The sequence below is a fragment of the Acidovorax bellezanensis genome, assembly GCF_025421555.1.
Lineage (GTDB): Bacteria > Pseudomonadota > Gammaproteobacteria > Burkholderiales > Burkholderiaceae_C > Comamonas > Comamonas bellezanensis.
In genome coordinates this window covers 125132-140307 of the sequence record NZ_JAODYH010000006.1, presented here as the reverse complement: position 1 = coordinate 140307, position 15176 = coordinate 125132, and the positions used below count along the sequence as shown (strand labels likewise).

5 protein-coding genes and 1 tRNA gene are annotated in these 15176 nt (G+C 63.2%); 2 read left to right on the top strand and 4 right to left on the bottom strand.

What is annotated here, in order from left to right:
- Together N0K08_RS14045 and N0K08_RS14040 are read right to left on the bottom strand one after the other, a co-directional pair.
- Positions 1-8944, bottom strand: an 8944-nt coding sequence (locus N0K08_RS14045) for a peroxidase family protein (RefSeq protein ID WP_315968008.1), incomplete at its 3' end; no start/stop codon positions are given.
- A 573-nt stretch (positions 8945-9517) separates the two neighbouring features.
- A complete protein-coding gene (locus N0K08_RS14040) occupies positions 9518-9919 on the bottom strand; it encodes a hypothetical protein (protein ID WP_261501011.1) in 402 nt (133 codons plus the stop codon).
- Positions 9920-10241: 322 nt separating this feature from the next.
- Here N0K08_RS14040 and N0K08_RS14035 point away from each other — a divergent pair, with 322 nt between their 5' ends.
- Together N0K08_RS14035 and N0K08_RS14030 are read left to right on the top strand one after the other, a co-directional pair.
- A complete protein-coding gene (locus N0K08_RS14035; RefSeq protein ID WP_261501010.1) occupies positions 10242-12302 on the top strand; it encodes a TonB-dependent receptor family protein in 2061 nt (686 codons plus the stop codon).
- Between the two features lie 34 nt (positions 12303-12336).
- The gene (locus N0K08_RS14030) at positions 12337-13746 is read left to right on the top strand and encodes a PepSY-associated TM helix domain-containing protein (RefSeq protein ID WP_261501009.1); all 1410 of its coding nucleotides are present in this window, start codon (positions 12337-12339) and stop codon (positions 13744-13746) included.
- 226 nt (positions 13747-13972) lie between these two features.
- Here the strand turns inward: N0K08_RS14030 and N0K08_RS14025 are convergent.
- Positions 13973-14049 (bottom strand) — tRNA-Arg (locus N0K08_RS14025).
- A 142-nt stretch (positions 14050-14191) separates the two neighbouring features.
- Positions 14192-15118, bottom strand: a complete 927-nt coding sequence (locus tag N0K08_RS14020; protein WP_261501008.1) for a LysR family transcriptional regulator — start codon at positions 15116-15118, stop codon at positions 14192-14194.
- Between the last annotated feature and the right edge of the window lie 58 nt (positions 15119-15176).

The following is a 15176-nucleotide window of genomic DNA, read 5'->3' as shown; positions in this document are numbered from 1 at the left end:
TGTCCAGGCCGGCACCTCCATCAACCGCATCCGCGCCCTCGGCAACGGTGTAGTTGATGGTGTCATTGCCGCCACCGCCTGCAACCGTGTCGTTGCCGCTGCCTCCATCGATGATGTCGTCCTCACCGAGCGCGTTGATCGTGTCGGCGCCCGCGCCGCCCAGGATGATGTCCTGGCCTTCCGTGCCGTTGAGCACCTGGGCCGCGGCAGCGGCGGGAATCGAATCTCCGGTCACGATGGTCACATCCGAAGTTCGGGTTTCGAGGTTGCCCAAGTTGTCAGTGAAACTCACCTGCAGTCTCAGCTCCCGGTTAACCTGAGCGGCGCCAGGCGTGAAGGTCTGGAGTGTTGCGCCCGCGATGTTCGTGAAGCCAGCGTCACCGCCGCCCACACCGGTGTTGACGGCCTGTTGCCACTGATAAGCAAAGGCCACGACAGGCAGGCCGTTGGTCAAGCTGATGCCCGCGGTCCCTGCGGTAAGCGTCAGGGTTTCGGTAGGCGTCGTGTCGCTGATCGTAGGCTGTGCCAAGGTGACCGGCGTGGTCGGTGCCGAGTAGACGTTCTCCAGCACGTCGTTGGCATCCTTGTAGACAGCCCTCACCCGCAACGCGAGCCCGTTTTCGAAGAACCGTGGTGTGTAGGTGGGTCCTGTGGCGCGTGCGACTTCACCACCAGCGTTCTCGATCAGGATGTCCTGGAATATGCCGGGACGGACCTCGGCCTGCCAGTAGTAGGCGATCGGGCCGGTGATGGCCCCGGTCGGGTTCAAAGCGCTGACGTTGTCCGCATCGGTCACACCCAGCGCCGAGACGCTGAGCGTCGCGCCGATGGAGGGCGTGGTATCGCTGATGGTCAGCAGGCCTATCGGGTCGAAATTGAAGCCGGTTTCGGCAATGAACGCCGCTGTGTCCGAGAATTGCAGCCGTTCAATGTTGCGCACCACATCGATGCCATCCGAGCCCGGCGTGCCGTCCACGACGTGGGCGACTTGCCAGACATCGTTTGCGATGAAGGTGACCTCGTAATTTCCGAACACATCCGAGAACACGGCAGTGTCGAAGTCAGAGGTGGGCGACATCAGGATTTCGCGCGCAATCGTGAGCTGGCCAGGGTTGTAGGTGCCGTTGAACACCCGCGACTGCAACTCAAGATTGGTCATGGTGTCGTAGCTCGCGATCTCCGCGCCGGTGCCGTCGGCATTCGCGCGCACGCTGATGCGCACGTTGAGCCAGGCGTCACCATCGATGATGTCGTTGCCGCCGCGGCCTTCAAGCATGTCGCTGCCGCCACCGCCCAGCAGGATGTTGCCGGCGAATGATGTCACCGGGCCCACCAGCCCCGTGCCGACACCGAGCACTTCATCAAGCAGCTCCTGCAGTCCATCGATGAGCCCGATGCGGGTCAGCACGCTGCCGGTGGTGCCGGAAAGCGCCATCGCGTTGGCATCGTTGTTGTCCCCCGCCAGTACGTCGGCGTGGGCCGACCCCGACAGGCCCTCGATCGAGGTGAAGCGTGCCAGCACCGTGGCGTTGGACACGGGCACCGGCGTCTCGTCAAAGGCACGCAGCAGCAGGTCCGCCGTGACGCCGAACTGGTCGTCCTTGAAGCCGGCCCAGTCGAAGCCCGAGCCGCCTTCGTAGCGGTCCACCTGGCCGCCGTTGCCGAACATGATGTCGTCGCCGCCTTCGCCGTCCATGCGGTCGGAGATGGTGTTGCCGATGAAGACATCGTGTCCCACCACCTGGTCACGTCCGAAGGCGTCGAAGTTCTCGCCGGCACTGCCGTCGGCCATGCCCAGCTCGATCCAGTCGTCGCCTTCGTTGCCGAACACGAACTCGTTGGCGCGCGCCCCCAGGATGAAGTCATTGCCGGTGCCGCCAAAGGCTTCCGACGGGTCTTCACCGGTCACGATGAAGTCGTTGCCATGGCCGCCGAGGATCAGGTTGATACCGTTGCCGCCATGGATGGCATCGTTGCCGTCCCCGCCTTGCATGTTGTCGTCGCCGCCGAGGTCCGTCATGATGTCGTCGCCGGCGCCGCCGAAGACGAAGTCGTTGCCGTCGCCGCCTTCGAGCCGGTCATTGCCCGCATCGCCCCACAGCGTGTCGTCTCCCACGCTGGAGATGATGGTGTCGTTGCCTGCGGTACCGCCCAGCACGACGTGGTCTTCACCGCTGTACTTCAGGTAGTTGACATCGGCACCGGCGGTGCCGGGGTTGTCGCGCAGCACCAGCGGCGTCAGGCTGCCAGCGCCCGTGGGGTCGTCACGGCCGAGCAAGCCGAGGCCGGTGAACTGCCTGGTCGCATCGACTTCTAGCGTGAAGCCCGGCGACGTGAACACGTCTCCCGGCAGGTGCGTGGCGTCGGTGTTGGCCATCACCAGTCTGGCGAAGGAGTTGTTCTCGAGCTCCGTCAGGAAGTTCAGGCCCTGCGTGCGCTCGAGGTAGTAGAAGCGGTCGCCGTCCTGCAGCTTCTCCATCTGCTCTTCGAAGACGAAGTTGAAGGTCGAACCGAGCAGACCGCCGAAAGGCATCTGCTTTTCGGCCAGGCCACCGATCCACAGGTCGATGTCATCCACACCGGTGGTGGTGATGCCGGCCGCGTTGGCGTAGGCATTGCGACCGTACAGGAAGTCGAGCCGGTCTTCCGGCGCACCGATACCGCCATAGACCAGCGCTATGGCGGCCGCGCGCTTCGCGTCCACCGTCAGGGCTGCATCCAGGCTGGAATGCGTGCCGTAGGCGGCGATGAAGTTGACCACCGAAGCGTCATGCTTGATGTGCTGCATGAAGTCGACCCAGTTTTCATAGGGTTTGAGCTGGGAATCGCCGGTCACGCCGTAGAAGTCACGCCGCGCGGCATTGAGCGTCGGCACCCCGGTGTCGCGTCCGCGCATGATGTTGATGGAGGCGAGGTCCAGCGGCAGGCCCAGCAGGTTGTTGCGCAAGGCATCGGTCACGAACTCGTCGATCTCGTTGCCCTGCTGCCGCGTCAGGCCACGGGCCAAGGCGCCCGCGGCCGCTTCGGCGCTGATGCCGCCGGGTGTGAACTGCAGCGGGTTCAGGAAAGCCTCGATCAGCCCCATCTGCTGGGTCGGATCGGCGCCGGGAAGGCCGCTGCCGATGACGTTGAAGTCAGCGTCGAAACGGTCCACGGTCTCGGTCAGCATGGAGTGGCCGAAGCGGTACACCGTGTGCGCGAACTCGGCCACGATGGCCGGATTGATCTCCGTGTCGTAGACCTGGGTGGCGGCGAAGAAGATGTCGATCTGCGGCTGCACCTTGCGCGCGAACTCCTCGAACACCAGGTGCTGGTATTGCATCTCGGTGCCGAAGCGCGCGGCCTGGAACAGGCGCTCGCCATCCCACGAGCCGTCGGGCAGATGCCATTCGGCGATGAAGGCCGCATCGCCCGAGGCCAGGATCACGGCCTTGGTGTGCTCCACGAGCCGGTTGTGTTCGGAGTGGAAGATGTGGTGGATGCCGGTCAGCGCGATGTTCTCGTTGACCCGCCCATCGCCGCCGATGAAGTGGGCGTCAAGGAGCTCGTCGTCGTAGAAGCCCGCGGCCGGTGTGCCGCCGACGACGCTGTCAGCATCTGCCGTCAGCGCCAACCCCTGGCTGTTGACCGGGTTGGCAGCGTGGGCGATGTCGGCCAGGAAAGGATGACCGGTGCGCACGGCCAAGCTGGCATTGACGGGTGTGTCTGGCGTGCCGGAGACCAGCAGGCCGTCTGACTGCCGCACGATCTGCACGAAACCGGTGACCGGGTCGGGAATGAAGTTGCCGTACGCGTCGGCTGCGACCAGCGGCAGGTCGAGCACGTCCATGTCGTCGAGCTCCACGCCCAGCAGGTCACGCGCCTGGGCCTTGACCACCGCCCAGGTTGCCATGCCCCCGAGCTCGATGTCGTCACCGGTGCCGAAGATGCCGTCGCCGCCGAGGTCACGGTTGGTGATCAACCCCCCGGTGGCGACCGGCTTGCCATCGGCATTGAGCTCGTAGGCGCGCAGGAACACCTGGTGCGACGGATGCGAGCTGTAGGTCTGGTTCTGGTCGACAAAAGGCGTCGTGAGGTTGCGTGCCTCGTGCGTGTCATCAGGGGTTCCCAGCTGGCCATCCGCGCCCGGGCCGGCGAACTGGGTGGTGCGCGTGAGCACCAGGAAGTTGCTGTTGCTGCCCACCACGTAAAGTGGGTCGTCGGGCTGCAGCGGCACGAAGATTGCGCCGTTGCCACCCTTTTGCACCAGATCGAGGCCGTGGTCGAAGAACTGGCCAAAGAAGGTCATGAAGGCGTTGAACGGGGCCGACAGGCCTTCGTCGGGCGCTGTGTTCGGAAGCACCAGCAGGGTGCCGGCCGGAATCGGCACATTATTGAGGTCAAGCAGAGTACCGACCGGAATCGGCAGGCCATCGGAGCCAAGCTGGGTGCCGTCGGCGCGGGTACCGAGCCCGGCGTCGACGAAAGCGCTGACCGCGGCCGGGTTGTTGCTCGTCATGTCGACGATCAGGTTGCTGATGATGCGCGGATCGGCATCGACCACGTTCCCATTGCTACCGTAGTTGGTGTTGGTCAGCGGTGTGGGCCCGCCGAGGTTGATGGAGTCACCGTCCGCGTCGTTCCGGTACACCGGATCGACCAGGCGCGGGAACAGCTCATCGGCCGCACCGTAGCCGGACTGACCTTGCACCAGGTTGTTGAAGCTGCCGTCAACCGTGCGCAGTCCGAGCGGCGCGCGCGGGTTGTCCAGGATGTCGGTCAGTGTCTCGTTGCCAGACGCGTGCCGCTCGGCGATCTTGATCTGCTCCAGAATGAACTGCAGGTCGGACTGGATGAAGCGCACGCCTGTGCTGTCAACCAGCACCTCGGACGGCAACGGTGCGGGCGGCACGACCACGGCCGTGCCCGCTACGGGCGCGGTGGCATCCGAATACACGGTTTCGAGCACGCCGTTGGCGTCCTTGTAGACCGCGCGCACGCGCAGTGCCAGGCCGTCAAACGGCGAAGTCACCCTGAAAGTGGTGCCGTTGACCGTGGCCGGCTGGCCACCACCGACGTCAATGATGTCGCGGAAAATACCGGCGCCGTTCACCGGGTCGGGCTCGTATTGCCAGGTGTAGCTGATCGGCCCGTTCACCGCACCGCCGGGATTGTCCGCATCGGTGAGCAGGGACGTGACGTTCAGCAGTTGGTTGATCTGCGGCGTGTTGTCGCTGATCGTGACCGCGCCGCCAGGGGCGCTGTTGCTGCCGGAGAGCAATACGGATTCGTCGGAAAACTGCAGCCGCTCGATGTTGCGCAGGATGTCGATACCGTCGGTGCCGACGTTGTCGGTGACGATGGTGCGCCCGCCAATGCCGGTGCTGATGGTGTAGTTGGCACGCAGGCCGGAGAACATCGCTGTGTCGTAGTCGGGAGTGTCCGACATCAGGATCTCACGCACGATGCTCAGCTGGCTCGGATTGATCTCACCCGAGAGCATGCGCGGCACCAGTTCCTTCATGCTGTCGACGCTGGTCAGGCCGGGCACGCCGGAGACCGAGATCCGCACATTGAGCCAGGCGTCGCCATCGATGATGTCGTTGCCGCCGCGCCCTTCGATGATGTCGCTGCCGTCACCGCCGAGAATGATGTTGCCCTGGCCGAAAGAGGTGGTTCCGACCGGCAATACGTCGGCCAGGCCGTTGATCAATGCGATGTTGGTCAGCACGCTGCCGGTGAAGCCGGCCTGCAGGATCTCCGTGGCGTCGGCGTCGTCGCCGCGCAGGAAGTCTGCGAAGGCGGAACCCGAAAGGCCTTCGGTGAACGCGAAGCGGTCCATCATCGCGGCGTTCGAGTTGACCACCGGCGGCACCACGAAGTCGTTGACGATCATGTCGGCGGTCACGCCGTACTTGTCGAACTTGTAGATGGCCCAGTCAAAGCCCGAGCCGCCGTCGAAGTGGTCCTCGCCGTCCGAGCCGCTGAAGATGTCGTCGCCGCCTTCGCCGATCAGCTCGTCAAAGCCGCCGCCCGAGATCAGCACGTCGTTGCCAATCACCGCATCGCGGAACAGCGGGTCGAAGCTGTCGCCCGTGGTGCCGTCCTGCGTACCCAGCTCGATCCAGTCGTTGCCTTCGTTGCCGAGGGTCGGCAGGTTGGCCTTGGAACCAAGAATGAAGTCATCGCCCTGGCCGGCGAACACTTCCGACACATCTTCGCCGGTGATGATGAAGTCCTTGCCGTTGCCGCCGATGATCAGATTGGCGCCGTTGCCCCCCTGGATGACGTCGTTGCCGTCACCGCCCTTGATCACGTCGTCGCCGCCGCGGTCGGTGATGATGTCGTCGCCGGCGCCGCCGTCGATATGGTCGTTGCCGTCACCGCCTTCGATGCGGTCGTTGCCGCCATCGCCATAGATGGTGTCGTCGCCCAGACTGGAGATCAAGGTGTCGTTGCCGGCCGTACCGCCAAGCACGACATGCTCGTCCCCGGTGTAGCGCAGGTAATTGGTTTCAATGGTCGCGGTCGTCGGGTTGTCGCGAATCACCAGCGGCGTCAATTCGGTCCCGCCTTCGGTCGGGTCGCCATGGCCACCGACGCCTATGCCGGTGAACTGCTTGCTCTGGTCGACCTCGAGGATCAGGCCCGGCGTCGAGAAGATGTCCGACGGCAGGTGCGTGGCATCGGTGTTGAGCATCACCAGCTGGGCGAAAGTGTTGTTCTCCATCTCGGTGAGGAAGTTCAACCCGGCCAGGCGCGACAGGTAGTAGAAGCGGTCGCCGTTCTGCAGCGCTTCCATCTGGCTTTCAAAGACGAAATTGAAGGTCGAGCCGAGCAGGCCACCGAAAGGCATCTGCTTCTCGGCCAGGCCGCCGATCCAGAGGTCGATGTCGTCGACGCCCGTGATCGTCACGCCGTTCGGGCCGCTGGCGTAGGCGCCCGTGCTGTTGAGGAAGTCGAGCCGGTCCGTCTCATTCGCAGTGAAGGTGCGCTCCCCGGCGATGCCGGCATTGATCACCACGCTGCCACCAAAGACCAATGCCGCGGCCACGGCCCGCTTTTCGGCGAGCGTGTCGACATCGGCGGCCAGGAGCGCGGAGTGGGTACCGTAGGCCGCGAGGAAGTTGATCACCGACGCCTCATGCTTGAGGTTCTGCGTCAGGTCGACCCAGCTGGTATAGGGCTTGAGTTGCGGGTCGGCGGTCGAGCCGTAGAACTCGCGGCGCGCCTCGTTGAGGGTGGGCGCGCCCGTGTCGCGACCGCGCGCGATATTGATGGCAGCCAGGTCCAGAGGCAGGCCCAGCAACTGGTTGCGGACCGCATTGGTGACGAATTCGTCGATCTCGTTGCCAACCTGCCGCGTCATGCCGCGGATGATGGCTCCGGCCGCAGCTTCGGGCGACAGCGCGCCATTGTTGTTGAAGGCCACCGGGTTGAGGAAGGCCTCGACCAGCGCGAGATCGCTCGATGCGAAGTTGGGATCGAGCCTGTCGACCGTCTCGGTGAGCATGGTATGGCCGACGCGAAACACCGCATGCGCGAACTCGGCGACGATGGCCGGGTTGATGGTCGTGTCGTAGTTGACCTCGGGCAGGAAGGCATCGACCTGCGGCTGCATCTTGCGTGCGAACTCTTCGAACACCAGATGCTGGTACTGCATTTCGGTCGCGAAGCGCGCGGCCTGGAAGATGCGCTCGCCGTTCCAGGAGCCGTCAGGCAATTGCCATGAGGCAATGAACGCGGCATCACCGCTCGCCAGCACCGTGGCCTTGATTTCCTCGACCTGTCTATTGTGTTCGGAGTGAAAAACGTGGTGCACGGTGGTCAGCGCAACGTTCTCGTTGCCGCGGCCGTCGCCGGTGATGAAGTGCCGATCGAGCAGTTCGTCGTCGTAAGTGCCTGCGACCGGCGGCCCGTCGTTGATGATGTCGTCGCCGTCGGGCGTGAGCAGCGCACCGGTCTGGCTGTTCACCAGGTTGGCATTGTGCGCGATGTCATCCAGGAAGGCGTGGCCCGTGCGCACGGCACCGGCGGTCGTGATCGGCGCATCCGCCGTGCCCGATGCCAGCACCGGAGGCGGGCCAGCGCTGATGACGATCTGCGCGAAACCGGTCACGGGATGGGGAATGAACTTGCCGAACTGGTCGGTCGCGAGCAAGGGAACATTGAGCACGTCGGCGTCGGTGAGCTCGATGCCCAGCATGGCCCGGGCTTGCGCCTTGACTTCGGCCCAGGTGCTGAGTCCGCCGTCGGCGCCATCGAGCAGGTTGCCGGTCGCGACCGGATGGCCCTGCGCATTCAATGCGTACTCGCGCAGGAAGACCTGGTGCGAGGCGTGCGAGGTGTAGGTCTGGTTCTGGTCGACGAAAGGCGTGGTCAGGTTGATCTGGTCGCCGTTGGCGTCCCGCGTGGCGCGCGACAAGACCATGAAATTGGTCGAGCTGCCTTCGACGAAGAGCGGATCGTCGGGCTGCAGCGGCATGAAGATGGTTTCGGTGCTGTTCTTGCTGACCAGGTCGAGGCCGTGGTCGAAGAACTGGCCGAAGAAAGTGAACCAGGAGTTGAATGGCGCCGACAGACCTGCGTCGGGCGCGACGTTGGGGATATCCAGCAAGGTGCCGGCAGGGATGACGGCGCCATTGAGGTCATGCAGAACGCCGGCCCCATCGAGCGTGCCCAGACCGGCGTTGACGAATGCGGTCACCGCTGCGGGGTTGTTGCTGGTCATGTCGGCGATCAGGTTGCTGATCAGCCGTGGATCGGCGTCCACCACATTCCCGGGAGCGCCGTAGTTGGTGTTGGTGATTCCCAGGAAGCTGTCGTCCTGCTCGTTGCTATAGGTTTGCGGCACGAGCTGCGGAAACGGGTTGTCCGACGCGCCATATTCGCTCTGGCCAGGCATCAGGTTGTTGTACGAGCCATCGACCGTCCTGAGACCAAAGGGCGCAAAAGTGTTGGGCACCAAACTCGCGGGGTCCGCTCCCGCTGCCTGTGCCTCCGCGATAAGGATTTGCTGAAGAATGAACTCGAGATCGGATCTGATTAACGTGGCCATTTTGATGCTCCCCAAAACACAGGACGATCGACGCAACCACAAACCCGCGCAGCCGAAGGCAAAGACACATGCGGCTTTGCTCAGGTGTGCAGAGAGTGGTGAGATTCGTGACCCACGGGTGGTCACGTCCCTAGCTGACGGCTAGGGTCGTCGTCGAACGGTCGTATATCGCAGCTGGGCGATATAGCCGACCTCGATGGAGCGATGGGCGTTATTACACAGATTGCCGACACGAGGATGCAAATAGCACCCTCTTCGGGACCCGCCTGATGACCTATACATACGTCTCTCCATCAAGGAATTGGAGTGATCTAGGTCGGCACGCCGTAAGTCGTTGCTTTCAAAAGCAATCGGCAAGCGGTGGTCGATTTGCAACTTTGGTGATGAATTCTGTATGAGGATGAAAATTGATGCAATTATTTTTCACTATTGGAGATTCGATAGTTTCTCTCAATAATCAAGGTAAAAAAACACATCCGCTTACGAGTGCTTGCGGCGCAAAAAAGAGATGAAGGCCGCGACACCCGCCAGCACCAGCGCCAGGATCAACACAATGGCCAGAGCTTCTGCGTAATTGCCATTCAAGAGACTCAATAGGGTGGCTGAAAATGGCGGTTTCTGCCGGTCCTGAGCGCCGGCGAACGGATTGAAGATGGCTGAGCCAGGATCGTCGGCAGCGTCGCCCCTGGAAGCTGGTGGATCAGCGGGAGATGCCTTCACTGCGGCCCCATCGCTTTCGAAGACGCCGTCCGGCACGCCTCCATCGGTACTTTCGTTCACAGCGCAGGCTGGAGGCAGGCATTCAGCGGCAACTGCTGCGGGCATGCAGCACATCGCAACAACCGCCACGAACACAGCTCGGAGAAGCTTTTTCGAATGCATGCCATTTCTCCCTTGTGCAGTCAATCCCGTCCATCGATTGTCCGCGGGTGTGCCAGCCTCCACAAGTGAACCGCCAGGCAGCTCAGGGCCGGTCCCGGGAAAAGGCAGGTTGAGGCAAGTTGGAAACTGGGATTCTCCGAGGTGGTCTCGGGCCGCGATACCTCTTGAAATTTTCTCGGCACACAGGCTCGGCGTATGACAGGCCCACGCTAGCAAAACGCGTGTGATTTTCGCAGCCGGCTGCTATGCTTGTCACGGACCGAACTGCGACCCGTTGACCATCTCAGCCGATCACTCAGGGGGGGTTTCCATGCGTCGAAATATGCGAGCTCTGGCAGCAGGACTGGCCACCATTTCTTGCGCCATTGCGCAAGCCCAGGACACCACAGAAAACACCCTGGAGCAGGTGACCATCTCGGCAGAACGCGACGGCGATCAATCCCGCAAGCAGGTCGAGGCCGAACGCGCCGCCACTCCCGGCGGCGTCACCGTAGTGGAGGGCGAAGGCTTGCGTTTGCGCAATGTCACAAGCCTCACGGACATGCTGCGTTACGTGCCCGGCGTGTGGGCCGCCAGCGGCTCGACCGGAGACTCTAGCTTCCTGTCCATTCGAGGCTCCAACCTGGATGCCACCAACTACGACGGCAATGGCGTGAAGCTGCTGATCGACGGTCTGCCCGTCACCGCGGCGGACGGGAGCAACCACAACCGCGATGTCGATCCACTTTCGATGCGACGCGCCATCGTGGCCCGCGGCGCCAACGCGCTCACCTATGGCGCGAGCACCCTCGGGGGCGCGATCAACTTCATCACCCCCACTGCGCGCGATGGTGCGCCGTCGGAGGCCGTCATCAACGGCGGTAGCCACGGGCAGCGACAGGCTCGTTTCACCGTCGGTGGCGTAGCCGGAAATTTCGATGCCCTCGTCACCGCAGAAGCCAAGCGTAGCGACGGGTTTCGAGACCACCAGCGACAAGAGCGGCAAGGCCTTTATGCGAACGCCGGGCTGCAGCTCGGCGAAGCGCTGAGTACCCGGTTTTACCTGACCAGCATCGACAACGACCAGCAGTTGCCCGGTACGCTCACCCGTGCGCAGTTCAATGCCAATCCCCGTGCGGCGCAAGCCGCAGCCGTCGCAGGCAACTACCGCTTGAATGTGCGGACCTTGCGTGTCGCCAACCGGACCGTGTGGGATATCGATGCAGACTCCAGCCTCACGGCCGGCATCTCGTTCGAGAAACAGAAGCTCTACCACCCCATCGTCTACGCCCCGCCCTTCTTTTCGCTGCTGATCGACACAACCCTGCGCAACCTGGGCACCACCCTTCGCTACCAGCGCCGCGCCGGCGACCACGACTTTCTGGCTGGCCTGAACTATGGACGCACCAGCGTCAAGGGGGGCAACTACAGCTATGTCACTGGAGGCCCCCAGACGATCAACACGGGAGTGGACAACAACGCCGACAACGTCGAACTGTTCGTCGTCGATCGCTGGAAATTCGCCCCCCAATGGACGGCCGTGTATGGCGCGCAGATGGTTTCAGGCAGCCGTGAGATCCGCAACACCAACGTGGCCACCGGCGCGGTGCGCAACCCCAAGGCCGACTTTGACAGCATCAATCCCCGGATCGGTGTGATCCGTGAGTTGTCACCCACGGCGCAGCTGTTCGCCAATGTGAGCCGCCTGTACGAAGCACCGACGCTGTACGAGCTGGACGACGATGTGCGCGGGAACAATTCCACCCTGGACGCCATGCGAGGGGTGGTGCTCGAAGTCGGCACGCGCGGCTCGCACATGTTCGACCGCCACCGGGTGCACTGGGATACAGCGGTCTACTATGGCCGTCTGAACGGTGAGATCCTCTCGCGCGACGATCCGAATGCACCTGGCACCAGCCTGTCGACGAATGTTGGCAAGACCCTCCACGCCGGTGTGGAAGCCCTGGTCGGCGCCAGCCTCGCCATGGATGGCGCCGGAGCACATCGACTGGAGCCGCTGGTCAACATCACGCTGAACCAGTTCGAGTTCAAGAACGATTCGAGCTACCGCAACAACCGCTTGCCGGCTGCGCCACGCTACACCATCAAGGGTGAGGTCTTGTACCGCCACGCGAGCGGTATCTTCTTCGGCCCGACTTTTGATGTGGTGGGCCGTCGGTTCGCGGACTTCTCCAATACGTACACCGTCGACAGCTACTCCTTGTGGGGTTTGCGCGCTGGATATACGACCCCGCAGTGGGAGGTGTATGCCGAACTGCGCAATGCGAGCAACAAGAAGTACGTATCGTATTTCAGCGTGCGCGACATCGCCGCGGCGAACGCTGCGATTCTTACGCCGGGCGAACCTCGATCGCTCTATATGGGCGCGCGGCTGAAGTTCTGACCTGCGAGGACTGACGGAAGCCCAAGGAAACGGCATGCAACTTTCCACGAGTCCATCCTCCGCAGAGTCTGCGCTTTACCGCCGTGTGTGGCGCTGGCATTTCTACGCCGGGCTCATTTGCATGCCTTTCCTGGCCTTGATGGCGGTGACAGGGGCGCTCTATCTGTTCAAGGACCCGATCGAGTCATGGTTCTATTCCGAGCTGCGCTTCGTTGACGGCGCGCCCGGCGTCGCGCTAGATGCCGAATCCTTGATCCGCAAGGGCGTCGAGGCACGGCCTGGTCAAGCCGTGCGCTTCACTGGCCCGCCAACACAGGGCACAAGTGCAGAGGTCGGCATACGGACCGCCGATGGCATCGTGGGCATTTACCTCGATCCAGTCACTGGCCGCGTGCTGGGCGAACTGCCCGACAGCCAGCGGTTGATGGAAGTCATCAAGCAATTGCATTCGCTTGAAATCGTTGGCAAGGTGGCGAATTACTGGGTGGAAATCGTCGCTGGCTGGGCCATCGTGCTCGTGATCTCCGGCGTGTTCCTGTGGTGGCCTCGTGGTCGCAAAGGTGGTGTCTACAGTGTGCGTGGCCGTCCGGCGCAACGGACCTGGTGGCGCGACCTGCACGCGGTGACCGGCGTCACGGCCGCCGCCGCAATCCTGTTTCTCGCAGTCACTGGCATGCCGTGGTCGGCCTACTGGGGTCAGCATTTCGGCCGCATCACTGCCGAACTGGGTATTGGCCTGCCGCCATATCTGTTCGGCCCGGGCCCGGCTTCAGCGCCACCAGTTGCCGTTGCGGGCGGAAGCGTCCCCTGGATGATTTCGCAGGCGCCAGCGCCGCAATCGGCGCTGCCGCACACAGGACATGGGGGGCATGGCGAGCAGGCGCAAGCGTTCGCAACCGTGCCCTCAGCGGGCACCGATGCACCCTCGATTGGCGTGAATCAAGCTCTGCGGATCTTCGAGCGCCTGGGGCTGCCGGTTGGCACGCCGGTATCCTTGCCCAATGGACCGCATGGCACCTACGCCGCGATGCTGTTTCCGCACGACGTGCGTGGTCAGCGCGTCGTACACCTGAACCGCTATAGCGGCGATGTGCTTTCCGACGTGGGCTATCGCAACTACGGCACCGCTGGCCGCGCCATCGAGTGGGGAATCAATATCCATACGGGGCTGCAGTTCGGCTGGGTCAATCAGCTGGTGATGCTGACCGCCTGTCTTTCCATCATCACCTTGGTTTTTTCCGCAGCAGTGATGTGGTGGAAGCGTCGACCCAAGGGGCGCCTGGCGGCGCCACCGCGGCGATCGGGCGACCGCGCAGCGCTAGGCGCGATCGCCGCAGCCGCAGTCCTCGGGCTCATTTATCCCCTGCTCGGCGCCTCGATGCTGGTCGCGCTGTTGGTTGACTCGCTTGTGCCGCAGCGATGGCACGAACGCTTCGGGCTGTGAGTTTGATGAAAACTCCCGCCGCTAAACAGGCGTTATGGCGGGGGGTTCTTGGGTCACTGACGTCAGTGCCATATGACCCCCATTGGTGCCTGAATTTTGGGGTACGTGGCCTGTTGGTACGGCCACCTACCTGACATCCGGGGATGAAGTGAGACAACAAAAAACCCGCTGCACCTATGAAGTACGCGGGTCGTGAGATGTTTGGGGGCGGTGTGATACGCCAATTTGGCCTGCCCGGAGGGACTCGAACCCCCGACCTATTGCTTAGAAGGCAATTGCTCTATCCGGTTGAGCTACGGGCAGTAAATACATGCGCCAGAGCAGGCAGGGACACTGCTGCATTGGCCGTCAATGGAGCGCCATCATACCTTTGCTGGCGCGTGACCAGGCACTGGATGGCCCTGAACGCGCAAAAATCCACGGCTCCGGCTGGCATTTTTCGCCGCTAGGCGCCCTCGGTCCCGGGCAGGCGGCTCCAGCGGGTGTGGGCCACGTCACGCACCACATCCCAGACCAGTTGCACCATGGGTGCGAGCTTGCGGTGCCGCCGGTGGACCAGCATCACCTGGCGCTCGACCACGGGCAGCAGGGGCCGGTGCACCAGGCCGGCGCTTTCACCGCCCTGCTCCGCCAAGGCCAGTCTGGGCACCACGGTAATGCCCAGCCCGGCCTGGACCATGCTGAAGATGGTGGTGGTATGCCCCACCTGCTGCACCACCTGCCAGGTCTGGACATGCTGCTCCAGCGCGCGGTCGATCAGGCGGCGGCTGCCCGAGGCATGGTCCAGCAGTACCAGCGGCTGGCCCGCTAGGTCGCGCCAATGCACGCTCGCCTGCTGCGCCAGCGGGTGGTCGGCCCGGCACACCAGGCAAAACGGCTCGGACAAAATGGATTCGCAGTGCAGGTCTTCGTGCTCGGTGGGATCGATGACCACGCCAAAATCGACGTCGCCCGCATGCACGCTGTCGAGCGCGCCCTGCTGCATGCGGTCGAGCAGCTGCAATTGCAAACCCGGGTGCCGTTGCTGGCAAAGGGCAATGCATTCGGGCATCAGGTGGGCGGACAGGGTCGGGCTGCTGGCCACGCGCACCCGACCGTGGCGCTGGGTGGCCAGGCCGCGCACTTCGAGCAGGGTCGCGTCCAGCTCGTCCAGCACCCGTGCCACTCGGCCTTGCAGCATGCGGCCGGCGTCACTCAATTCCACTTCCCGCGTACTGCGATGCAATAGCTGCAGCCCCAACTGCTGCTCCAGGTCGGTGATGCTGCGGCTCACGGCCGGCTGGGTCAGGCCCACCATTTCGCCGGCGCGGCTGAAGTTCTGCTGCTGGGCCACGGCCAGGAACACGCGCAGCTGGCGCAAAGTGATATTCATGAGTAAAAATTATAGAACGATCAGATAAATACATTTCACTTTTGAATTCAGATGCCAT